At 68.2% G+C, this 20,786-nt stretch carries 21 protein-coding genes; 12 read left to right on the top strand and 9 right to left on the bottom strand.

The window, feature by feature from the left end; genetic code table 11:
* The first annotated feature begins 392 nt into the window (after nucleotides 1-392).
* Entirely contained in the window at nucleotides 393-1,058 is a 666-nt protein-coding gene (locus N7L95_RS26745) for a glutathione S-transferase (RefSeq protein WP_301260673.1), read from the top strand.
* A 57-nt stretch (nucleotides 1,059-1,115) separates the two neighbouring features.
* On the opposite strand, the gene N7L95_RS26740 is transcribed toward N7L95_RS26745, so the two are convergent.
* Both N7L95_RS26740 and N7L95_RS26735 read right to left on the bottom strand, forming a co-directional pair.
* Nucleotides 1,116-2,012, bottom strand: a complete 897-nt coding sequence (locus tag N7L95_RS26740) for a class I SAM-dependent methyltransferase (RefSeq protein WP_301260672.1) — start codon at nucleotides 2,010-2,012, stop codon at nucleotides 1,116-1,118.
* Nucleotides 1,984-3,228, bottom strand: coding sequence for an MFS transporter (locus N7L95_RS26735; RefSeq protein WP_301260671.1), 1,245 nt, complete (start codon nucleotides 3,226-3,228; stop codon nucleotides 1,984-1,986). Before N7L95_RS26735 ends, N7L95_RS26740 begins: the two co-directional genes overlap by 29 nt.
* 95 nt (nucleotides 3,229-3,323) lie before the next feature.
* Between N7L95_RS26735 and N7L95_RS26730 the strand changes: the two genes are divergently transcribed.
* Nucleotides 3,324-4,262: a LysR family transcriptional regulator gene (locus tag N7L95_RS26730; RefSeq protein WP_301260670.1), complete on the top strand. Its 939-nt coding sequence runs from the start codon at nucleotides 3,324-3,326 to the stop codon at nucleotides 4,260-4,262.
* Between the two features lie 211 nt (nucleotides 4,263-4,473).
* Here the strand turns inward: N7L95_RS26730 and N7L95_RS26725 are convergent, their stop codons facing one another.
* The 3 genes from N7L95_RS26725 to N7L95_RS26715 all read right to left on the bottom strand — a co-directional run bounded on the left by N7L95_RS26725 (nucleotide 4,474) and on the right by N7L95_RS26715 (nucleotide 7,103).
* Complete coding sequence (locus tag N7L95_RS26725; protein ID WP_301260669.1) at nucleotides 4,474-4,953, bottom strand: carboxymuconolactone decarboxylase family protein; 480 nt, start codon at nucleotides 4,951-4,953, stop codon at nucleotides 4,474-4,476.
* Between the two features lie 352 nt (nucleotides 4,954-5,305).
* The gene (locus N7L95_RS26720) at nucleotides 5,306-5,653 is read right to left on the bottom strand and encodes a hypothetical protein (protein WP_301260668.1); all 348 of its coding nucleotides are present in this window, start codon (nucleotides 5,651-5,653) and stop codon (nucleotides 5,306-5,308) included.
* Between the two features lie 364 nt (nucleotides 5,654-6,017).
* Entirely contained in the window at nucleotides 6,018-7,103 is a 1,086-nt protein-coding gene (locus tag N7L95_RS26715; protein ID WP_301260667.1) for a GGDEF domain-containing protein, read from the bottom strand.
* Nucleotides 7,104-7,413: 310 nt separating this feature from the next.
* On the opposite strand from N7L95_RS26715, the gene N7L95_RS26710 reads away from it, so the two are divergent.
* On the top strand, nucleotides 7,414-7,839 hold the full coding sequence (locus tag N7L95_RS26710; RefSeq protein ID WP_301260666.1) for a hypothetical protein: 426 nt from the start codon (nucleotides 7,414-7,416) through the stop codon (nucleotides 7,837-7,839).
* Nucleotides 7,840-8,150: 311 nt separating this feature from the next.
* On the opposite strand, the gene N7L95_RS26705 is transcribed toward N7L95_RS26710, so the two are convergent.
* Both N7L95_RS26705 and N7L95_RS26700 read right to left on the bottom strand, forming a co-directional pair.
* Nucleotides 8,151-9,044, bottom strand: a complete 894-nt coding sequence (locus tag N7L95_RS26705; RefSeq protein WP_301260665.1) for a dihydrodipicolinate synthase family protein — start codon at nucleotides 9,042-9,044, stop codon at nucleotides 8,151-8,153.
* Between the two features lie 697 nt (nucleotides 9,045-9,741).
* Nucleotides 9,742-10,305, bottom strand: coding sequence for a hypothetical protein (locus N7L95_RS26700; protein WP_301260664.1), 564 nt, complete (start codon nucleotides 10,303-10,305; stop codon nucleotides 9,742-9,744).
* A 605-nt stretch (nucleotides 10,306-10,910) separates the two neighbouring features.
* Between N7L95_RS26700 and N7L95_RS26690 the strand changes: the two genes are divergently transcribed.
* Entirely contained in the window at nucleotides 10,911-11,906 is a 996-nt protein-coding gene (locus N7L95_RS26690; RefSeq protein WP_301260663.1) for a sigma 54-interacting transcriptional regulator, read from the top strand.
* Here N7L95_RS26690 and N7L95_RS26685 read toward each other — a convergent pair.
* Both N7L95_RS26685 and N7L95_RS26680 read right to left on the bottom strand, forming a co-directional pair.
* Nucleotides 11,884-13,437, bottom strand: coding sequence for a sigma 54-interacting transcriptional regulator (locus tag N7L95_RS26685; RefSeq protein ID WP_301260662.1), 1,554 nt, complete (start codon nucleotides 13,435-13,437; stop codon nucleotides 11,884-11,886). The genes N7L95_RS26690 and N7L95_RS26685 overlap by 23 nt on opposite strands.
* A gap of 80 nt (nucleotides 13,438-13,517) precedes the next feature.
* The gene (locus N7L95_RS26680) at nucleotides 13,518-14,105 is read right to left on the bottom strand and encodes an RNA polymerase sigma factor (RefSeq protein ID WP_301260661.1); all 588 of its coding nucleotides are present in this window, start codon (nucleotides 14,103-14,105) and stop codon (nucleotides 13,518-13,520) included.
* A 544-nt stretch (nucleotides 14,106-14,649) separates the two neighbouring features.
* Between N7L95_RS26680 and tssA the strand changes: the two genes are divergently transcribed.
* The 8 genes from tssA (at nucleotide 14,650) to tssE (ending at nucleotide 20,779) form a co-directional block, all read left to right on the top strand.
* Complete coding sequence (gene tssA, locus N7L95_RS26675) at nucleotides 14,650-15,684, top strand: type VI secretion system protein TssA (RefSeq protein ID WP_301260660.1); 1,035 nt, start codon at nucleotides 14,650-14,652, stop codon at nucleotides 15,682-15,684.
* 69 nt (nucleotides 15,685-15,753) lie between these two features.
* The gene (gene tssB, locus N7L95_RS26670) at nucleotides 15,754-16,254 is read left to right on the top strand and encodes a type VI secretion system contractile sheath small subunit (RefSeq protein WP_301260659.1); all 501 of its coding nucleotides are present in this window, start codon (nucleotides 15,754-15,756) and stop codon (nucleotides 16,252-16,254) included.
* An 86-nt stretch (nucleotides 16,255-16,340) separates the two neighbouring features.
* A complete protein-coding gene (tssC, locus tag N7L95_RS26665; RefSeq protein WP_301260658.1) occupies nucleotides 16,341-17,831 on the top strand; it encodes a type VI secretion system contractile sheath large subunit in 1,491 nt (496 codons plus the stop codon).
* 116 nt (nucleotides 17,832-17,947) lie between these two features.
* Entirely contained in the window at nucleotides 17,948-18,484 is a 537-nt protein-coding gene (locus N7L95_RS26660) for an Hcp family type VI secretion system effector (protein ID WP_301260657.1), read from the top strand.
* Nucleotides 18,485-18,493: 9 nt separating this feature from the next.
* Complete coding sequence (locus N7L95_RS26655) at nucleotides 18,494-19,024, top strand: Hcp family type VI secretion system effector (protein WP_301260656.1); 531 nt, start codon at nucleotides 18,494-18,496, stop codon at nucleotides 19,022-19,024.
* 9 nt (nucleotides 19,025-19,033) lie between these two features.
* Nucleotides 19,034-19,546, top strand: coding sequence for a type VI secretion system tube protein Hcp (locus tag N7L95_RS26650; RefSeq protein ID WP_301260655.1), 513 nt, complete (start codon nucleotides 19,034-19,036; stop codon nucleotides 19,544-19,546).
* A 35-nt stretch (nucleotides 19,547-19,581) separates the two neighbouring features.
* Complete coding sequence (locus tag N7L95_RS26645) at nucleotides 19,582-20,184, top strand: type VI secretion system tube protein Hcp (protein WP_301260654.1); 603 nt, start codon at nucleotides 19,582-19,584, stop codon at nucleotides 20,182-20,184.
* Between the two features lie 40 nt (nucleotides 20,185-20,224).
* Nucleotides 20,225-20,779, top strand: coding sequence for a type VI secretion system baseplate subunit TssE (gene tssE, locus N7L95_RS26640; RefSeq protein ID WP_301260653.1), 555 nt, complete (start codon nucleotides 20,225-20,227; stop codon nucleotides 20,777-20,779).
* Nucleotides 20,780-20,786: the final 7 nt, after the last annotated feature.

Raw genomic sequence — 20,786 nt, 5'->3', positions numbered from 1 at the left:
TCCTATCTCCATCGGTTGGTGAGTGAGGGCAAGGAAGCCAGGCGCTTCCCTTCCTTCCCCACGACGAAGCAGCCGCGACGGATTCGACGGCGCAGGCCCATCGCCGATGTAACAGTTCTTGTCACGCCTGTCGTTGCGCGGAAGGGGGCGGGCCACGCCTTCGGCGCGGGCCCGAGCAGCCGATGCTAGGTGCGTGGCGCGCCAGCCCGGTGATCGCCATTGACGTCTTGCAGCCGCCGGCCGCCTGCTGCCTGCAAGGCGGCCTCATGGGCGGGGTTTTTGGGCCCGAAGCACACTTCCTGGCCATGTGCAGGGCACCGACCGGCAGGCCTCGCACCCCTGCGCTCGGCACCTGCCTTGCGGCACCGCCCCACCTCGAACAGGAGACCCGGATGTCAGCGATCCCCGGTGAGCATGTGCTCTATGGCTACAAGGGCAGCGGCAGCGCCTCGATAGAAGCGGCGCTGACCCTGGCGCGGCTGCCATTTCGTGGTGTCAATGCAGCCTCATGGGACGAGTCGTCCGAGCTGCAGGCGCTGCAGGCGGTCAACGGCCTGAAGCAGATCCCGGTGCTGCGCTGGCCCGACGGCACGGTGATGAGCGAGAGTGCGGCCATCCTGATCGAGCTCGGCCTGCGCCACCCCGACAGCCGGCTGCTGCCGAACGAGCCGGCCTTGCGGGCGCGAGCGGTGCGCGGCCTGGTGTACATCGCGGCCAACTGCTATGCGGCGATCGGCATCATCGACTACCCCGAACGCTGGACCGCCGCCACGGCCGACACCGAGCGGACGCGGCTTGGCGAGGGCGCCCGCAAGCGGCTGCACCGCCTGTGGGAGAACTTCGCCGACACCTTCATCCCCGCGGACGGCTCGCCCTTCCTGAGCGGCCAGGACCAGCCCGACGGGCTGGACCTGCTGGCCGCCGTGGTGTCGAAATGGTCTGGCGCCCGGGCCCACCTGCAGCAGGCGCGGCCCGGTTGTCACGCGGCGCTGGAGCGCGTCGATCGCCACCCGCAGGTGCGGGAGGTGTTCGAGCGGCATTGGGGCGCGAGGACCTGAACCTGACCGCCGCCATGACGCCTGCGCGCCAGGCAGCGACGTTGCCGCGCGATCGGTCTACCGCGTCCCGGCGTTGTCATGATGAAGGGCGCCTTCGTGATGGATGGTCGCCACCACGATCTCCTCCGAGCTGGACGGCCGCAAGCCGTCGGTCCGCCCGGCGAAGTAGCGCTGTGCCAGGTCGGCAGCCGAGAGGTGGTGGACGTCGCCGATGCCGGCCTGGCGGACCAGCGCCAGCATTTCCTCGGGCGTGAAGAAGCTGAGGAACGGGGTACCGGCGGCACGCGCGTACTGCTCGGTGGCCAGCCGGCCTGCACGCTCGGCCGGCTCGATCCGGTCGATCGGCAGCATGAAGCTCATCACCAAGGTGGAGCCGCCCGGAAGCCGTGCGAGCTGACCCAGCGTGGCGAGGATGGCTGCGCGCGTGAGGTACATGGTGACTCCGGTCGACGCCACCACCGTCGGCTTTCGCGGATCGAAGCCGCACCCGGTCAGGCGGTCCCACCCGTCTTCGCCGGCCTCGAAGTCCACCGGCACGAAGTGCAGCCAGGCGGGGGCATGCCAGCCCAGTGCGGCCAGCCGGTCCCGCTTCCACGACTGAGGGCCCGGCGCATCCATCTCGAAGACCTGAAGACCGGGCGTGGGCGGCATGCGTTGCGCAAAGGTGTCCAGCCCGGCGCCGAGGATCAGGTATTGCCGCACGCCACGGCGCACCTGCGTCGCCACCAGGTCCTCCACGCAACGGCTGCGTGCGACGATCGATGCACGCGCACGAGCGCTGCGCTGCAGGTCCATGTCTGCCCGCCGGTGCCAGTCGTCGCCAGGCGCAGCCAGCTGCAGCCCGACCACGTCCTCGAACACATGCGGCGGGGGGTCCGCTTGCACATGCAGTGCACGCCAGAGGGCGACGCGCACGGCAGTCGCTTCAGGCGCGCAGGCCAGGGTGTCCTGCATCGAAGTGTTCTCCTTCAGGCATGGAATCGTTCAGGGCCGCCGGCACGGGCAGGCGCGTCACCAGCACCACCGCCAGTGCGCACAACAGGCCCACAAGCAGCATGACAGCCGTCCAGCCCCACCGCTCGACCAGCGCACCGGCAAGCGCGGGCCCGAGCACCAGGCCGAGGTTGTTCCCCTGCATCAGCAAGCCGTTGCCCGCGCCGGCGAGTTCCGGCCGCGACACCTGCCGGGGCGCCTGGGCGAACAGCGTGGCCGGTACCAGCCCGGCGACACCGCCGAACGCCAGGCACAGCGTGTAGCGGACCCACCCCTGTGCGTCGAGCAACAACACGCCCGCAGCGCAGGCGGCCAGCAACAGGAAGGCGGGTCCCAGCAAGTGGTTGGCACGCGCGCCTCGTGCCAACAGCCAGGCAGCGGCGAGGTTGCCCCCCGCCCCCATCACCACCGCCCATGCCGACAAGCGACCCATCCGGCTGGCCTCGCCCAGCCCGGCAGACGACAGCAGCGTGGGCAGGAAGCCGATGACCGCGAAGTACGCAGTCGTGAACAGCAGGAACAACAGCGCCAGCAGCAGCGGCCCGCGGGCCAGCCACACGTGGTGAAGCCCGGTGTCGTGGGACGGCCGCTGCGCTGCCCCGGCACCCAGTGGAGACAGCCTCCACACGCCGGCCGCGCCACCGAGGGCCAGCGCAGCGCTTGCCCACCACAGCGCCTGCCAGCTGCGCTCCAGCAAGGGCGGCGCGATGACAAGCGCCAGGCACATGCCCAGCGGCATGAAGGTGCTCCATGCGGCCAGCGCTGCGCCGCGCGAGCGCTGCGGCATCGTTGCTGCGATCAACACCGGGGCGGCCACGGTCGCCGCCTGGAAGCCGAGCCCTTCCACCAGCCGCGCGGCAAACAGCAGCCACACGCCCGGCCACAGGGTCGCCAGCACAGCCGCCAGCGCTTGCAGCAGGAGCCCCGCCACCACCACCCGCTTCGCGCCCAGCCGATCGACAGCCACCCCGGCCAACAGGCCCACCAGGGCACCCACCACCCCGACGGCCGACAACAGCCAGCCCGCGCCCTGCTGCGACAGACCGATCGACTGGCGAAGCGCATCCATGGCGGCCGGCACCTTCCCGATCTGCACCGCAGACACCACACCCGCGCCGATCAGCAGCAGCGCCGCCGGCCAGCCGGCGAGACCGGCCCGTCCGCCTGGTGAAGCCATCCCTTTGCATTCCTTCATGAGCCGCGACTGTGCAGGTGTGAAGCGATCTGGTGAAGTGACATAATTTCGCTACAACCGATCCACTTCTTCGATCAATGCTGGACGCGCTGACCCTTGGCCAGATCCGCACCTTCGTCGCCATTGCGGATGCCGGTGGTTTTCGTGCCGGTGCAGCCCGATTGAAGCGCGCGCAGTCGGCCGTGAGTCACGCGGTGGCCATGCTCGAGAGCGAGCTGGGCGTGCAGCTGTTCGAGCGAAGCGGCCGCAGGCCCACCCTCACGCCACACGGTCAAGCGCTGCTGGAGGACGCGCGGGCGGTTCTGCTGCAGGTCGACACCATGCGGGCGCGGGCACACGGCCTCACCGCCGGCCTGGAACTGCAGCTGCCGGTCGTGGTGGATACCCTCTTCCCGCTGCCGCTCGCCTGCGAGGCGCTGCGCGCCGTGAACCAGGCATTCCCTTCGGTACGGGTGGAGCTGGCCGTCGCGCCGCTGGGCGAGCCGCTCGCCGCATTGCAGGAGGGGCGCTGCACACTGGCCATCACGGTAGGCGAGGAGTTCAAGAGCCGGCGCATCCTCCTGCAGGCGCTCGCGCAGGTCTCGGTGCTGCCGGTGGTGGCGACCGGCCACCCCTTGGCCGTGCTTGTGCGCGACGGCCTCGAGCCCGGCCCGGCCGAGCTCGCCGATCATCTGCAGATCGTGCTCGCCGACCCGTCGCCGCTGTCGGCCGGCCGCGACTTCGGCTTTTTGTCACCGCGCACCTGGCGCGTCCTGTCGCAGGACGCCAAGCATGCGTTGATCTTGGCCGGCGTGGGCTGGGGGCGGCTGCCATCGTGGCTGGTGCAGGCGGACCTGGAGGCGGGCCGCCTGGAGCGCATTCCAACGCAAGCCTTCGGGCCGCGCGGCGAGGCTCGCCTGCAGGCCTACCTGGCGCATCGAAGCGACCAGCACCTGGGCCCGGCCGCCCAATTGCTTCGTGAAGTGCTGATGGGCAGCGCCGGCGAGGCGCGGCGGCGATCCACACGTTGGCCTTGAGGCCGCCCCGGGGCGCTTGCCCGGCGGGTGGGACAAGGGCGGTCGCTTGCAATGACCGTCGCGGTGAACCAAGCGCTGCTGCCGACGATGGCGGCTTTTCACCGCCGTGCTCGGCGCACACCGGCTCGCCCCGAGCGGGCCAGCCTTCCCCGCCAGGACGCGCCGGTCTCGCTGCCAGGCGTGCCGCAGCGTCGAACGGTGGATGTCTCGATCAGCCCAGTCCCGCCTTGTCCAGCCCGAAGAGCTGGTCCTTGGAGCCGGGGGCGGTGCGGAAGGCGACATTCATGCGGTTCCATCCGTTGATGGCTGCCACGCGGAAGGTCAGCTGCGAGAGCTCCTGCTCCGAGAAATGCTGGCATGCCTCCTGGTAGGCCGCATCCGACACGCCTTCGGGCTCGATGCGGGTCAGGGCCTCGGTCCAGGCCAGTGCCGCGCGTTCCTTCGGGGTGAACAGCGGCGATTCACGCCAGATGGCGACATGGTGCAGGCGCAGCTCGCGCTCCCCCTTCAGCCGGGCCTGCTTCACGTGCATGTCCAGGCAGAACGCGCAGCCGTTGAGCTGCGAGGCGCGGATGTCCACCAGCAAGGCCAGCCCTTCGTCCATCCGGAAGGCCATGCTGAAGTCCAGGTACTTCTTGAAGAGCTCGGGCGACTGGTGCGTGTAGTCGAGGCGTTGATGCGGTGTGCTCATGATCGGGATCCTTGCGTGCAATGGTTGAAGGCCAGCCGAACTGCTGGCCACACCGTCATGACGACGCAGGCCGGGGCGATGTGACATCGCGGGCAGGAGCCAGCCCGGCATCGGCTCAGCCTCGTGCGGAGGGCACCGCATCGGCTTCGCGCCGCGGTCGGCAGCTTGGCGGGCCGGACGACCCCTTCCGTTGGCTTGGAGGCCGCAAGCGAGCTTCACTTGCGCGCCCTGCCTCACCGCACCGGCGCGGCGTGCTTGCACGCAGGATGCGCCGCACAGAGGCGGCCTCGCTGCGCCAGCGGAATGCCGCGCAACCGGATCACCGCCTGCAGCACTTGGCGTCCGCGAGCGCCTAGGGTCGGTCGTCCGTCGGCGTGCTGCCGGACGCTCCCACCTGCTGGCGCTTCATCCTTGCAGCGGCCTTGAACGCAGCGAGAATGACAAGAAGTGCGACAAGGTACACCGCGACATTGAGGCAGAACGCGAAGGGCCGGAACTCATCTTCCACGATCGCCACGTTGCGCTCGCGACTGATGCCCGGAGCATCGAACAGGTATGCAATCGGAAATCCCGCGTTTCGTACAGGCTCGAGGCACAGCTGGTCATGACGCGGGCCACACACATTGCCGTAGGCGGCCAGCTCCGGCCCGGTGCGTTCCACCTGTCCCGAGAGCGAGGACAGCAGGACCGCCAGCAGCACCGCACCGCTCCAACGTCCGAAGTGAACCCGGCGGGGACGCGGCATCGTTCCGCGAGCAGGCTCCTTATGATTCGGGGAACGTGGCATTCTGCTTTCTCCTTTCTTCCGGCGGCGCCGGCATGGCGGGTCGGGATCTGACGTTTCGGCACCTGCCGGGTTGGAGCAATCGGCCGATGCTAGCGGCCTTGAGCAACCCGGCGGCCCCCGCTGGCTCTCCACCGACGTCCCGGCTTCGATGCCGGACCCTGCTCCACAGCCTGGCCATCGGCGTCCCAAGACCTGGCCGACGCGCGGCCAGCGCTTTCGGGACGATTCGACCGGCCGCAGCCGGTGGGTGACCCGACGGCGACGAGGGCCGGCCAGCCTACTGCGCTTCGACCCGGTTTCGGCCCGCCTGCTTCGCCCGGTAGAGCGCCACATCTGCACGCCCGATCGTCGTCGCGATGGAGTCGCCTGGCTGGTGTTGAACCACGCCAGCCGACAACGTCACGTGGAAGCTGGACGCCCCCACCTCGACGGCTGCATCGGCGAACTTGTGGCGCAGCCGCTCGACGCCGCAATGGGCCGGCGGGAGGTGGGTGTCCGGCATGAGCAGCAGGAACTCCTCGCCGCCCCACCTTGCCAAGGTGTCGGTGGCCCGCACTTCCCTGCTGCCCACGCTGGCCAGCTGCCTGAGGGTTTCATCACCACCAGCGTGGCCATGTTCGTCGTTGATCCGCTTGAAGTGATCGAGGTCGATCATCGCAATGCAGAAGGGGGCGCCATTGCGCACGCTGCGCGCATGCTCCCGCTCCATCAGCTCGGTGATCTGGCGCCGATTGGCCAGGCCGGTAAGTTCATCGCGGGTGGCCAGGTACTGGATGCGTTCGAGGGCCTGCGCCAGATCACGCCGCTGGTCTCGCAAGCGGGTGCGCAGCCGGTTGAGTTGTGCAGCAAGCACCGAGACCGCCGGCATCATCGTGCCCACCAGCAGGAGGTGGGCAGCCTCGACCGCCGGGTTGAAGACGCTCGGATCGCGGCGCGCCATGATCACCATGGTCAGGCCGAAAAGCAGCACCGAATAGAGGCTCATGCCGGCCACCTTGCTGGTGGGCAGCGAGAACATCCCGAACATCAGCACCACCATGACCAGAGGAAAGACCGCACCTCGCATCGGCCCTGCAATGGCATAGGCACCGGCACAGCAGGCGACGGCATAGGCCATCTGCCAGAGTGTCAGCGAAGGGTCGCTGAACCGTTCCGACCACCCGGTGCGGATGGCCAGAAAAAACGCGCAGGAGCCGCCAAGCGCCACCACGGCCCACAGGACGGCCGCCTGCCACGACGCATGGCCTGTAGCCGCAGCCAATTGCATGGCCACCACACCAGGCAGCGTGAACACGATGGCCGCCATCGTCTGCGTCAGCCGGATGCGCCGCTTGACGTCATGCGTGAAAACGAAGGCCGCCATGCCACGGTATCGGCGCCGGGGGGTCGACTCGCTAGGGTCCCGAGGTATCACGGTCATGGGGAATGGGTGCTGAAGCCGGTGCCCCCAGTATCGCTTGCACCGCCCCCTCTGGCGGAGGGGGACTCCCGGAGGGACGCGGGCCGTGTCCGATGAGCGAAGTGCCTGTCGTGAAGCACCGGTGGACGTGCCGGCGCCGGGAAGGCGGAGGCCTTTGCGCAGCACCGCTTCGTGGTACCTTCCGCGCCCCTGTCCCTACAGATGGATGGACCGGCCGGCGGCCGCCAGTGGCAGGGAGGAACTGGACCATGCCATGAGTGAAACGTCGCCCAACCTGGGGCTGCCCCTCCACATTCTTGCCGACCTGCCCTGGTCGTTCACCGAACCTGCCGCGGCCGACGTCGGCTCTTTCGTGGAGGAGCTGCGCGCCTGGGGCGACACCATCCACGTCGATGTCGACGAGCGCGAGCTCCAGACCCGTTTCCCGGGCACGGCGTTGAACGTGAAGTGGGCCTACTGGGTGCGCGAACCGTCCGACGGGGAGTGGCAGCAGCGGGAGGCGGTCGTCAAGATCCGCTGCGAAGAACGGCCGAGCTATGCACAGGTGCTCTTCTCGGTGCATGCGGCGGTTCATTCGATCTTGAGCGACCAGGACCATCATTTCTTCGAAGGCCTGCAGCTGGTGCAAGAGGCGGGCGACGACGACGTGCCCGTCTACGAAATGCACCTCGGGAGTTGACCTGGCGCCCGGCACACGGGCAGGCAGCAATCCCCTGGTCGGCGTGAGCGTGTCAGGCCCAACGAGGGCCGGCGGTATGGCCGGCCGTTCGGTCCTGGCCCGGCGCGCTCGCCTGCCCGCGTCGGCTTGCCTGGGACGCGGTGAGGCCAGCCGCTCATGGCACCATGCTCCCGGCTGCCGGTCCGCCACCCATCGCAGCCAGCGGATGCAGGGACTGTGCCGCCGCCCCCGCGGCCAGCCGCCCGGTGTCTACGCCGCCTTCGCAGCTGCGAAGGCCAGACGCCGGACGGCACTGATAGCGGCACGGTCCATCAGGCCAGCTCCAGCTCATCCAGCAGAGCGGCGAGCCGTTGGCGAGCGGCGCCTTCCAGGGTGTTGAGTGGCAGCGGCAAGCTCGGATGACCGGCCCATCCGCGAAGCTCAGCCGCCGTGGCAATCACGCGAAGGCTGCCGCCGCACTGCCCGAAGAAGGACCAAAGCGGCTGCATGCGCCCGGACAGCCGCGCTGCCTCTTGCGCATCGCCAGCCTGCGCAGCGCGCACGATTGCCAGCGCTGCCTTGGGGAAGAGCCCCCCGACCACCGAATACCAGACCTCGCACCCGGCATTCAAGCCGGTCGCGGCGAAGGCATCGCCGCTCACGCCGATGCTCACATGAGGGGGGATCAGCGCACGCAGGCGCTCGACCCGCGCCCTGGCTGCGTCCGGCTCCGCCGGCACACCAGGGATCTTGATCGATCGCACATTGGGCAACTGCGCGATGCGGCCATGCAACTCGTCGCTGAACTCGAAGTGGGTGGTCCCGGGATTGTCGTAGACGCACAGCGGCACCGACAGGCCGCGCGACACGGTTTCATAGAGGCCGAAGACCTCGTCGGCGGACAATTTCTGGTACGACACCGGCGCCAGCAACACCCCGCTCGCCCCGGCTTTCTGCGCGTCTTCGGCCAGCGCCAGCACGTCTCGGGTGCGCAGGGCGCCGATACCGACGATCACCGGCGTGCCGCCGGCATGGGCAACCGCCAACCCGGCGATCCGCGCTCGTTCTGCGCGCGTGAGATAGGCATAGCTGCCGGTCGAGCCCAGGCAGCCGATGGAGTCGACACCCGCGGCCACCAACCGCTCGACCAGTCGGACGAATGCGGCTTCGTCGATGGCATCCTCGTTCATGGGGGTCAAGGGAAACGCGCTGAGACCGGGAAACACGTGATGACTCCTGATGCCGATCGAGAGGGAAGGGACAGGCCGGGCTGTCGGCCCGGATCAAGGATACCGGGAATGCGGGCGTTGCTCCTCGCCTTCGCCGACGGCCACAGCCTGGGGCGGCCGAGGCAAGCGCTGCGGGCGCCGTCGGGCGAACGCGTGGGCTCGACGAGGCAGGTGGGACTGGCCAGCGCTCGTGCACGCCTGCAAGAGCGGACCACCCGCCTTGGGTTGGAAGATGCGCTGGATGGCGATCAGGCCATCGGCGCCCACCGCAGTGGCCAGTGGAGTCGCTGTGCGCACCCCGACCGGCGGTGTGTGCCTGCACGAAGGCTCTCGCCCCTCCACGAGGCAGCGTCGGCACCCGTGCCGGTCAACCCGCGTCAGCGTGCAGTGGCGTCGTTGCCGACTGCATGACGCAGCTCGGGCAACGCTGAAGCGGTCTGCGCCCCTTGGTGCGGTTTTGGTCCGGACATCGGTTGTTTCGTCGTGCCGTGCGATCAGCAGTTGGCACGATCCGGCCAGGCGGCCGCCTGCGAGCCGGTGGCCTGGCGACAGGAAGCGGCGACTGTGACCGGTCGAGACCGGCGTAGCGACCGGTGCCAGCGGCGCGTGCCGCTGCAGACTGGCGATGTCGGGACGTCATTGGAGACGCCGTGAGAGGCGGTCGGCGCGACCGGCATGCGGCCGTGCCGCATTCTCATCCAGCGATCGACAACCGGGGGAAGATGGCGATCTGTGTGTCGTCGTCCTCCAGGTCGGCGAGCGCGTGTTTCGTCGCATGCGCCATGTCGGTGTCGACGTCGTCATTGCTCCAACCGACATACACCCGCATGTTCTTCCCCAGAGCCTGGTAGCCGCGCAGCATGTCGGCGATGGCATCGGCGCAATGTCCATTGCTGCCGTCGCGCTGGCATGGAATGAGGAAAGAATAGATGTACAGCGTGGACGGCTCGCCATAGGTCGAGGCGTAGCGGCTATACCATTTGTCGAACTTGGCGAGGACTTGCTGCTCGGTGTGCCGCGGCTGCGACATGGTCCAGTACGAAGCCAGCCAGTTGGCCACCTGCGGCTGCTTGTCCGAATGTTCGCCGCCGACGCGCACGCACTTCTCCTTGGGTCGGCTGACCACCGCGGGTATCAGTGCCTTGTGGTCCTCGAGGTCCATGGCAAACACGCAGAACTGTTCTGCGCCGGTGCGATAGAGCTTGGCTTCCCGCCCAAGCAGCGTCAGGTTGTTGCGGGGATCCGTGTTGTAAGGCATCGCTCGTCCTTGGTTCAAGTGCTCTGGCCCTTCGAGCCAACCGGCGCGTCCCGGCTCCGGCAAGGAGCGGGATACACCACGATCAGGTCATTGTTAAGGACCTTGATGAGGGGGCGCACCCCCACCAGTTAGGGATTGCTGACTCGCCAACTCGGCCCCGTCCCTGCATTGTGGATCGTTCGGCAGCCGGCTCGTCCGGCATGAAGCTGGCCCGGGATGGGCCGGCAAAGCTGGCCACGAAGAAGGGCAGGTCCACCGGTGAGCCGATCGCGCTTTCGCTGCGGCAGGCGAGCCGGGTGCACCGCCGGGGAGTGCCAGCACCCGGGTCCGGACCGTGCCCCCGAGCGGCCTGGGCGAGTCCCGGCCATCGCGATCGAGCCCGGCAGCGATGTGCATCTCCGCGACAGTGGGCAAGCGGGTGCGCGCACCGCATCCAACTCGATTTCAGTCGTCCAGGCAAGCCGGCGACAACGCAGGTGTGGCGAACTTCAACCGCCGGCTGCGCCAGCCGTGCCAGAACGCCAGCTGGTCCTTGTCACTGGCGGACGCACAGGTCAAGATCGCGGGCAGGGCCAGTCCCGACGGTCGAGCGATCGCCTTGGACGATGGAGAAGGGTCGCACTCCTGTCCCCCGCCCGTCGGCGAAAGGAAAGTTCAAACAGGAACCGAGCAACATGAAGCGTATGGAAGTTCTAACATCGGCCTGCGAACCACTGGATACGAGCGATCCGGCTTACTTGATCGTGGAACGCATCCGCGGGCTGCGCGTCGATCTGGTGGTCTGCGGCGAGACCGGCTGTGGCAAGGACCGGCTTGCCAGGTACCTGCATGAACGCGACACGCCCACCGCGCCTTTCGTCGCCCTCAACTGCGCGGCGGTGCCCGAGTCCTTGGCAGAGGCGGAGTTGTTCGGCCACGAAGCAGGGGCCTTCACCGATGCGCAACAAGCACGTGTGGGGAAGATCGAGCATGCCCATGGCGGCACCCTCTATCTGGATGAGATCGACAGCTGCCCGCTGTGGTTGCAGGCCAAGCTGCTGCGCGCGGTGCAGGAACGCGGCGCCGAGCGACTCGGCTCGTCGCAGTTCAGGCCGTCCGACTTCCGGCTCATTGCATCGACCAAGATCCCGCTCGCCGAACTGGTGGCGCAAGGCCGCTTTCGTGCCGACCTGTACTTCCGCCTCAGCGCCCTGCAAGTTGACCTGATGCCGCTGCGACGCAGCCCTGCGCGCATGCTGAGCCTGTTCGAAGCGTATTGCCACAACGCGGCGATGCGCCTGGAGCTGCCGGTTCCGGTGATCACCCCCCGTGTCGCAAGCGGCCTCATCGCCCATGAGTGGCCGGGCAACATTCGTGAGCTGCGCGCCGCCGCGACTCGCCATGTCCTCGGGCTGCCCTTGCACACCGACTGGGAGGCCGATCCGTCGGTCGACCCGGAGGCCAATGACCTGTCCCTGCGCGGCATGCTGCGCGCCTACGAACGCATGCTGCTGCGCTGGAGCCTCAAGCGCGGTGCCGGTTCAGTGCGCGCGGTCGCAGAGGGGTTGAACATGCCCCTCAACACCCTCTACTACCGCCTCAGCGTGCTGGGGCTGTCGTAGCGCTGGCAACGCCGTCCCGCTCGGGCGGCGGCCGGCGGGCGGGCGGGCAAGGGCGTGATGATTGCCGCGCCTTTGCCGTCACTGACAAGCCATGGTGGCGCAGCCTGCCATACAGCGTGCGGGCGGCCATGCTCAGCTCCCGGCCCACGGGTGCCACGCACCCGCGATGCCGCTCCAGGGTCCACTTCAACAACACCCGCTCGCATTCCAGGACGGCGTCCTTGAGCGAGAACCGATGCTCCTGGACCGGAAACAAGGGCAGGCCCAAGGTCCAGCGCAATGCGGCTGCCTGCAACTCCCGCACATTGCCGGGCCAATCGTGGGCCAGCAAGACCTTGTCGCTCGGCAGGCCGACCTCGGCCTCCGCCACACCCAGCTTCGCACAGGACCGCCGGACCGCGGCATGGAACAGGCGCAGCAGGCGGGCCGGCTGCTGCCGCACCGGCGGCAGGTGGATCTCGATCGTCAGCAGCCGGAAGTAGAGGTCGCTGCGGAAACGGCCTTGTTTTACCAAGGAGTATAAGTTCTCTTTCGTCGATGCCACCAGCCGGAAGCTCGACGGGCGGAATACCGAGCAGCCGAGCCGCTCGGAACCGCGCTCCTGCAGCGTGCGCAGCAACTTGGCTTGCAACCACAGTGGACAACTGTCGATCTCGTCCAGGTAGAGGGTGCCTTCGTCCGCCAGCTCGATCTTTCCCGGCCGCGCCTTGCGCGCCCCGGTGAAGGCGCCCGCCTGGTGCCCGAAGAGTTCTGCTTCGGCCAGGCTTTCGGGGATGGCGGCGCAGTTGAGCGACACCAGGAGGCCGCGGCGGCCCGACTCCTGATGGATGAAGCGGGCGAGCCGGTCCTTGCCGCTGCCGGTTTCGCCGCGGATGACGATGTCGACCGAGCGCCCCGCCAGCGAGGCCGCCAGCCGCCAGGCCTCACCGTCCAGATCCAGCTCCAGCGGCTCCTCCGCGAGGGGCGGCCTGCCGGCAGGCAGTGCATCCGCGGAGCAGCGCCCTACCGGGGAAAACTGCATCAGGAAGCGGGTCCAGGACAGTGCGCAACCGGGCTTGGGGCTGAACGGAATCGGAGACTGGGCAGGCAGCCGCTCCATGCACGACAGCAGCCCGTACATGCGCTGCGAAGCACTCACCGACACGCACCTGTAGGCCTCGGCCGCCGCGGCGCAATCCTCCTCGCTCGGATCGATCAGCAGCACACGGCGCGACTGGCGTTCAAGCCAGCCGCCCACTTCATGGGGCGACAGCAGGACGACCTCGAAGCCGAGCCGGCGTGCATGTTCGCTGACATGGCCGACGTCGCGCGGCTCTCTGGCACAGACGCCCAGTTCGACGGGCAGTGACGTCACTTCTGCATTCCTTTTCTTATTTGAATCCACAGGCCTGTCGAGGACAGCCAGTTGTTTCTCATGCGTCCGGTACGGTTCACATCGACAGAAAACCGCCCGCCCGATGCCGCCGGCGAATGTATCTGCAACTGGTTTGACCAGCTGTGCGGTTCGGCACAGTCGCTGCGGCTTTTGCACATGTGATGCGTAACGGACGCCTGCAGCCCGGCAGATGTGCGATTAGCGGCAGCGCCCCGCGATCGCAGCGAGCTCGAACGTCATCCGATGCAGGCACGCAGTCCTTCGCGCACCCGGGACAGGCGCGAGCGCACGGTGCCGATGGGCACCCCTTGCCGCAGCGCTGCTTCCTGGTAGGTGTGGCCTTCCTCGACCACGCACTCCATGGTGTCGCGCACCCGCTGCGGCAGCGTCTGGATGAAGCCTTGTGCCAAGCGGGCGAGCTCGCGGGTCTCCACCGCCCGCTGCGGGTCTGCCAGCGGGTCGGCCACGTTCTCGAAAGCCTCCAGTTCGCCTTCCTCCAACGATTCGGTCTGCCGTCGGCGCAGGTGTGCGCGGGCCATGTTGACCGCGATGCCGAAGAGCCAGGTCGACGGTCGCGAGAGCCCTGAGAACCGGTGTGCGCACCGAAGCGCTTCGACGAAGGTCGCCTGCATGACGTCCTCCGCGTCCTCCGGACGACCCACCCGACGCAACACGAACAGGAACACGTGCTCCCGGTGCGCCCGATAGAGCTCGCTCACGTTCAACAGGGCCGGCAGCGGCGCTTCGGCGGCCCCGGCCGTGGAAGGATTCACCATGCTGCCGGCGGCGGGCACATCGGCGGGTTCTTGTTGCAAGAAGGTCATCGCGTATTTCTCGTAGGTTGTGAGTGCGGCGCGCGGCCACCCCCAGGGCGATGCAAGAACAGGTGCCACCGTCCACCGAGGGCCGCATGCCTTGAGAACACTGGGATGCGGCGCCCGGGCACTGCCGGCCTTGTGCGAAAACTTGGAATGCAGCCCCGCCGGGCATCTCAATCCTTCGCCGATCGACTGATACAGACCCACAGCTCCCTGCTTCCTGCCTACGGGTGCGATCAGCAGGGCCCACCCAGAAGGACGGTGACGCGCGACCGCGCAGGTCGCCTCCTCAGCGAGGCACTCCACCGTCGCGGCGGTCGATGCCAGGCCCTTTCGATGACGAGCCGCCTTTTTTTGGAACCGTTGTCCAGGTGCCGTCACTCATGCCAATGAATCGACGCTCGGTCCCGGCTGCACTCGCACCGATGACGGCCGGCGATCGGCGCCATCCCCGCTTTGCAGAAGAACCAACGACAGACATGCCCGCATCGAACCTGCCCGAACGCTGCAGTCCTCCTGCGCAGCGCCCTGCCTCGCGAGGGCCTGCGACATGAGTGACACCGACGCCCTGCCCGAGAACTGGTGGATGCCGCTGGAGGGGAGCGATCCTTGCGGCCCGAACCTGGAATACGACCCGGACTTCATCGCCCTGGTCGAAGCCGCGGCCGGGCGGCCCGAGACCCTGTTCGGGCCGGGCCAGCCTGCGGACTGGCTGCAGGTGCGCGCGTTGGCCGAGGCGCTGATGCCGCGGACCCGCGATCTGCGCATTGCCGCGCTGTGGGGTCGCGCGGCGGTGGCACGGCACGGCCTGGACGAACTGCCCAGGGCCCTGCACTTGCTGGCTCGCCTGCTGGAGCAGTGCTGGGACCACCTGCATCCGCAGCCCGACGAGGAGGACGCGGATGCGGTGGTGCGGCTCGGCCCCTTGATCGAGATCGATGCGCCCAAGGGTCTGCTGGGCGACCTCCGCCACGCCGCCCTGACCACCGATCGACGCCTGCCGAACCTGCGCCTGCGCGACATCGAGGTGGCCCTGGAACGCCTGGCGCCACGCGAGCTCGACGAGCCGCTGACTGCGGAGCAGATCCGGCGCGCCTTCGCCGAGGTGCCGGAAGTGGCGCAGGCGCTTGTGCTGAAAGTGGCCGAGGCCCAGGCGGCACTGAACGCCCTGCGCGATGCCATGGCCGCCCGCTTCGGGGCCGCACAGCCAGTGCAGCTCAAGGCCCTGCGCCAGATGATGGGCGACCTGCAAGGGCTGCTGCCAGCCGCCGCGGCGCCGGGCGCGACCGACGGGCAGGAGCTGCACGAAGAGGAGCGGCCCGCGACCGAGCCGGTGCGCGGCGCCGCCGACGGCGCACCACAGGGCTTGTCCATCGAGACCCGGGCCGATGCCATCCGGGTGCTGCGCCAGGTCCGCGCCTTCCTCGAACGCACGGAGCCGACCAACCCGGCGCAGCTCATGCTTAGGCGAGCCGAGCGCGTCATCGACAAGGACTTCTTCGAGCTCGTGCGCGAGATCGCTCCCGGCGGCCTGCTGGATGCGGCCCGCATCCTGGGGCTCGATGCCGAAGCACCGGTCGACTAGCCACCTCCTTCCTGACAGACAGACCGCCGCCGCACCTGCGAGCGGCCGAACGCATCCATGGAGAACCGAATGGGAAGCAGCCAGAAATTCATTGCGCGCAACCGCGCTCCCCGTGTCCAGATCGAGTACGACGTCGAGCTCTACGGCGCCGAGAAGAAGGTGCAGCTGCCCTTCATCATGGGTGTGATGTCCGACCTTGCGGGCCGCCCCGAGGAGCCCTTGCCGCCCGTCGCGGAGCGGCAGTTCCTGACGGTCGACACGGACAACTTCGACAGCCGAATGAAGGCCATGAAACCCCGCGCGGCCTTCACCGTGCCCAACACCCTCACCGGCAACGGCCTGCTGGCGGTGGACCTGACCTTCGGCTGCATGGATGACTTCTCGCCCGGCGCGGTGGCTGCCCGGGTCGACGGGCTGCGGCAGCTGCTGGAAGCCCGCCAGCAGCTGAGCAACCTGATCACCTACATGGACGGCAAGGAAGGCGCGGAGGCCCTGATCAGCAGCGTGCTGCGCGACCCGGCGCTGCTGCAATCGCTCATCGCGTCACCGCAGCCGGACGCTGCCGGCTGAGCCCGGGGCCGGCCCCAGGCCCGGCCACCCCGTTGCCCTTCACGGGCGCCCCGACCACTTCTCCAACCGCACGCTTGCGCATTTCCATGCTCGACTCCACGCAGATCCACGCCGACCACGGCGGCGCCACCCTCGACGGCAGCGACTTCTCGGCGCTGCTCAACAAGGCCTTCAAGCCCAAATCCGACGAAGCCCGCAAGCAGATGGAGGCGGCGGTGCGCACGCTGGCCCACCAGGCACTGCAGCATGTGACGCTGATTGACGGGGATGCCGTCAGCCGCATCGAGGCATTGATCGGCGCGCTGGACCGCAAGCTGTCGGAGCAGATCAACCTCATCCTGCACCATGGCGAGTTCCAGAAGCTCGAATCGGCATGGCGCGGCCTGCACTACCTCGTCAACAACACCGAGTCCGACGAGCAGCTCAAGATCCGCGTGATGCCCATCAGCAAGCAGGAGCTGGCCCGCACGCTCAAGCGCTACAAGGGCTCGGCCTGGGACCAGTCGCCGCTGTTCAAGAAGATCTATGAGGAGGAGTACGGGCAGTTCGGCGGCGAGCCGTTCGGCGCGATCGTGGGCGACTACCATTTCGACCATTCGCCGATGGACGTGGAGTTGCTGGGCGAGATGTCCAAGATCGCCGCGGCCGCGCATGCCCCGTTCATTGCGGCGGCCTCGCCCGCGGTGATGCAGATGGAATCGTGGGGCGAGTTGGCCAACCCGCGCGACCTGACCAAGATCTTCACCACGCCGGAATACGCCTCCTGGCGCTCGCTGCGTGAAAGCGAGGACGCGCGCTACCTGGCCTTGTGCATGCCGCGCTTCCTCGGCCGGCTGCCCTACGGGCCGAAGACCAACCCGATCGACGAGTTCGACTTCGAGGAGGACACCGCCGGCGAGCACCACGAGACCTACACCTGGTGCAACGCGGCCTACGCGATGGCGGTGAACATCAATCGCGCCTACAAGCTGCATGGCTGGTGCTCGCAGATCCGCGGTGTGGAGTCCGGCGGTGCGGTCGAGAACCTGCCGACGCACTGCTTCCCCACCGACGACGGTGGCGTGGACATGAAGTGCCCCACCGAAATCGCGATTTCCGACCGCCGCGAGGCGGAGTTGTCGCGCAATGGCTTCATGGCGCTGGTGCACCGCAAGAACTCGGACTTCGCCGCCTTCATCGGCGCGCAGTCGCTGCAGAAGCCGATCGAATACGACGACCCCGATGCAACCGCCAACGCAGCGCTGGCGGCGCGCCTGCCCTACCTGTTCGCCTGCAACCGCTTCGCCCACTACCTGAAGTGCATGGTGCGCGACAAGATCGGCTCCTTCAAGTCGCGCGAGGCGATGGAGCGCTGGCTGAACGACTGGATCTTCCGCTACGTCGACGGCGACCCCGACAACAGCACCGAGCAGACCAAGGCGGAGCGCCCGCTGGCGGCCGCCCAGGTGGTGCTGGAGTCCATCGAGGACGCGCCCGGCTACTACCAGGCCCGGTTCTACCTGAAGCCGCACTACCAGCTCGAAGGGCTGTCGGTGTCGCTGCGGCTGGTGTCCAAGCTGCCTTCCGAGAAGTCCTGAGCCGGACTTCCCCCGTACCCCTGATTCCGGGCCTGTAGCCAGGCCCTCAGCCAGCCCCCGCGGTGCGGGGGCCTTCTGGCGCGCGCCTGCGCGTCGCCGACCTCCGGAGTGATTCCATGCCAGGAAATGCATTTATCAAGTTTGAAAAGATCGACGGCGGCACTGCCCCCGGCGAGTCGCAGCAGTTGACCCATCTCGGCAGCGCCGGATGGATCGAGATCAGCGACTGGAGCTGGGACGTCGAGGCCGAGGCCAGCCACCTCAAGGGCACGGGCGCCGCCGTCGGCAAGCCGACCCCGGGCGTGCTGAGCTTCTCGCACTACTACGACAAGTCGTCCCCGGTGCTGCTGCAGTACATCGTCAAGGGCACCCACTTCAAGACCGCCACCATCGACATGCTCAAGCAGACCGGGCGTGACGAGCCGGAGCTGTACTTCCAGCTGATCGCCAAGGACGTCTTCATCACCAAGGTGGGCAGCAGCAGCGGCGACGACGGTGCCGTCAACCAGGACGTGGAGTTCGTCTTCAAGCAGCTGGCCATCGGCTACAAGCGCCAGCGCAACGACGGCGTGCTGGACAAGGCGTTGTTCTTCCGCTGGAACATCGCCGAGATGACCCAGCAGACCCCGGACATCAAGCTCACCATCAATTGAGGACCCACCATGGCAGGCAATAGCTTCATCAATTTCGGCAAGGCGGACGTCCCGCAGGGCGAATCGCTGCAGAAGGGCCACCACGGCGACCAGGGCTGGATCGAGATCAGCGACTGGAGCTGGGACGTGGAGGCCGACCACAGCGTGACCAAGGGCACCGGTGCGGCCGTCGGCAAGCCCACGCCCGGCACCCTGAGCATCAGCCACTACTTCGACACCTCGTCACCGGCCATCTTCGCCAAGATCGTGGCGGGCAAGCACTTCCCGGAGATCACCATCGAGATGCTGAAGGCGACCGGCAATGTCGACGGCCCGCAGACCTACTTCCAGGTCAAGGTCACCGACGCCTTCGTGACCAAGGTGGGCACCAAGGGCACCGAGGACGGCAGCCTGGAGCAGGACGTGGAGTTCGTGTTCAAGGAGGTCTACATCGGCTACAAGCCGCAGAAGAACGACGGCTTGCTGGACACGGCCCTGGGCTTCGAATGGAGCGTCAAGGACATGAAGACCGCCACCGCCATCGGCGGCAAGCTGCGCTGAGCCACCGCCATGTCGCTGCCGATCGCCTTCCTCGACCTGGCCTGCCTCGGCCGCCCCATCTCGGGCGAGAGCCGGGTGCAGGGCTATGAGAACCAGATCATGCTGCTCACCCTGTCGTGGTCGGCGACGGCCGAGCACAGTGCCTCCAAGGTCAAGCGCCAGCGGACCGAGCTGCGGCCCGGGCATGTGGTGATGTCCAAGCACCTGGACCGCAGCAGCATGGCCCTGTACCGCTGCGCCAACGAGGCACGCCGCTACGACCGGGCGCGCATCACGGTGATCGATCCGGCGCTGGCCGGCACCGGCGACCGGCCGGTGCCGATGCTGGAGCTGGACCTGCAGGACGGCACCGTGGTGCAGCTGGCCACCCGCACCAGCGACAGCGCCCATGCGAAGCCGATCGTGGAGGACATCTCGCTTTCCTTCAAGGACATGCAGATCCGCTACTTTCCCCTCGACCCGCAGCGGCTGCGCCGCCCGGCCCCCACCACCGTGCTGCTGCGAAGCAGCCGGTATGACTGAGGCGCGCGCCCATGGCTGAACGTGCAAGGCTGTTCATGTCCGTCGTCAGCGAGTCGGCGGGCAACATCCAGGGCGAATCGCAGGTGCCTGCGATGCGCGGCTGGATCGATGTGGAAGACTGGCAATGGTCGCTGCGGGCGTCCGGCGACGCGGGGCGGCACCCGGAGCCGTCGGTGTTCACCGTGTCCAAGCGGATGGACCGTGCCAGCACCGCGCTGCTGTCCACCATGGACCAGGGCAGCGCGATGACGGTGGTCCTGTGCATGGAGGAGTCCTCGCAGGACATGATGAGCCTGACGATCCGCCTGGAGCAGGCCCGGTTCACCAGCTATCGCCTCGACCTCGAAAACGACGACAGCTCGGCCGGCGTGGTGGAGGAGTGGGACATCGACTACCGGCAGGCCAGCTTCGAGTACCGCGCCGATCGGCAGTCGGGCGCCATCACCACTTCCGTCGTCCGGCTGGCCGGTGCTTCGGTCGAGGCACCGGACGCGCCGCAGCGCCGGCTGGTCCAGCTGGCCGGCCAGTTGTCGGTGCGCGATCTCGAAGCGGTCTGGACCGACATGCTCGACGAAAGCCGCCGCCGTACCGGCCAGCCTGGCCACGGCAATGGCCCGGGCAATGGCAACGAGCGCTGAGCCGCTGTCGTGCCCTCCCCCATGAATCCGCTGGATGCGTATGCCGACCCCTCTCGCCCATGACCGCCTGCAGCCATCGCTGCTCGACCGCCTGATTGGCGCCGACGCGCCACACGACGGGGCCGACCGGACCCTGAGCCGCCGGCAGCTGCGCGAGGTGGTCGCACGCGACCTGGTCTGGCTGCTGAATGCGACGCGTCCCGAGCCGCCGCAGGAGGACGACCCCTGGGCCGCCGGGCCCGCAATGCCGTCGGGCGGCGGCGAGCACCGGCGGCGATGGCACGAGGCGTCGCATGCGCGGGCGTCCGTCCTCAACTTCGGCCTGCCGGCCATGACCGGCGCCTCACAGGGCGCGGTGGACCGCCGCCGCCTGCAGCGCGAGCTGGCCGAAGCGATCCGCCGCTTCGAGCCGCGGCTGATCCCCGAGACGCTGGAGGTGGCCGTGGAAGGCGCCGCCAGCGAGCGCAGCCACAGCCAGCTGAGGCTCGTCATCAAGGGCCAGCTCTGGTGCGAGCCGGTGCCGCTGGACCTGTGGCTGGCCGCCGAGCTGGACCTCGAGACCGGCCATGCCCGCCTGCGCGAGCTGCGCAGCTGACACCGGA

Source organism: Eleftheria terrae (assembly GCF_030419005.1).
In the GTDB taxonomy this organism is placed as follows: domain Bacteria; phylum Pseudomonadota; class Gammaproteobacteria; order Burkholderiales; family Burkholderiaceae_C; genus Caldimonas; species Caldimonas terrae.
This window is presented reverse-complemented; position numbering and strand designations above follow the sequence as displayed.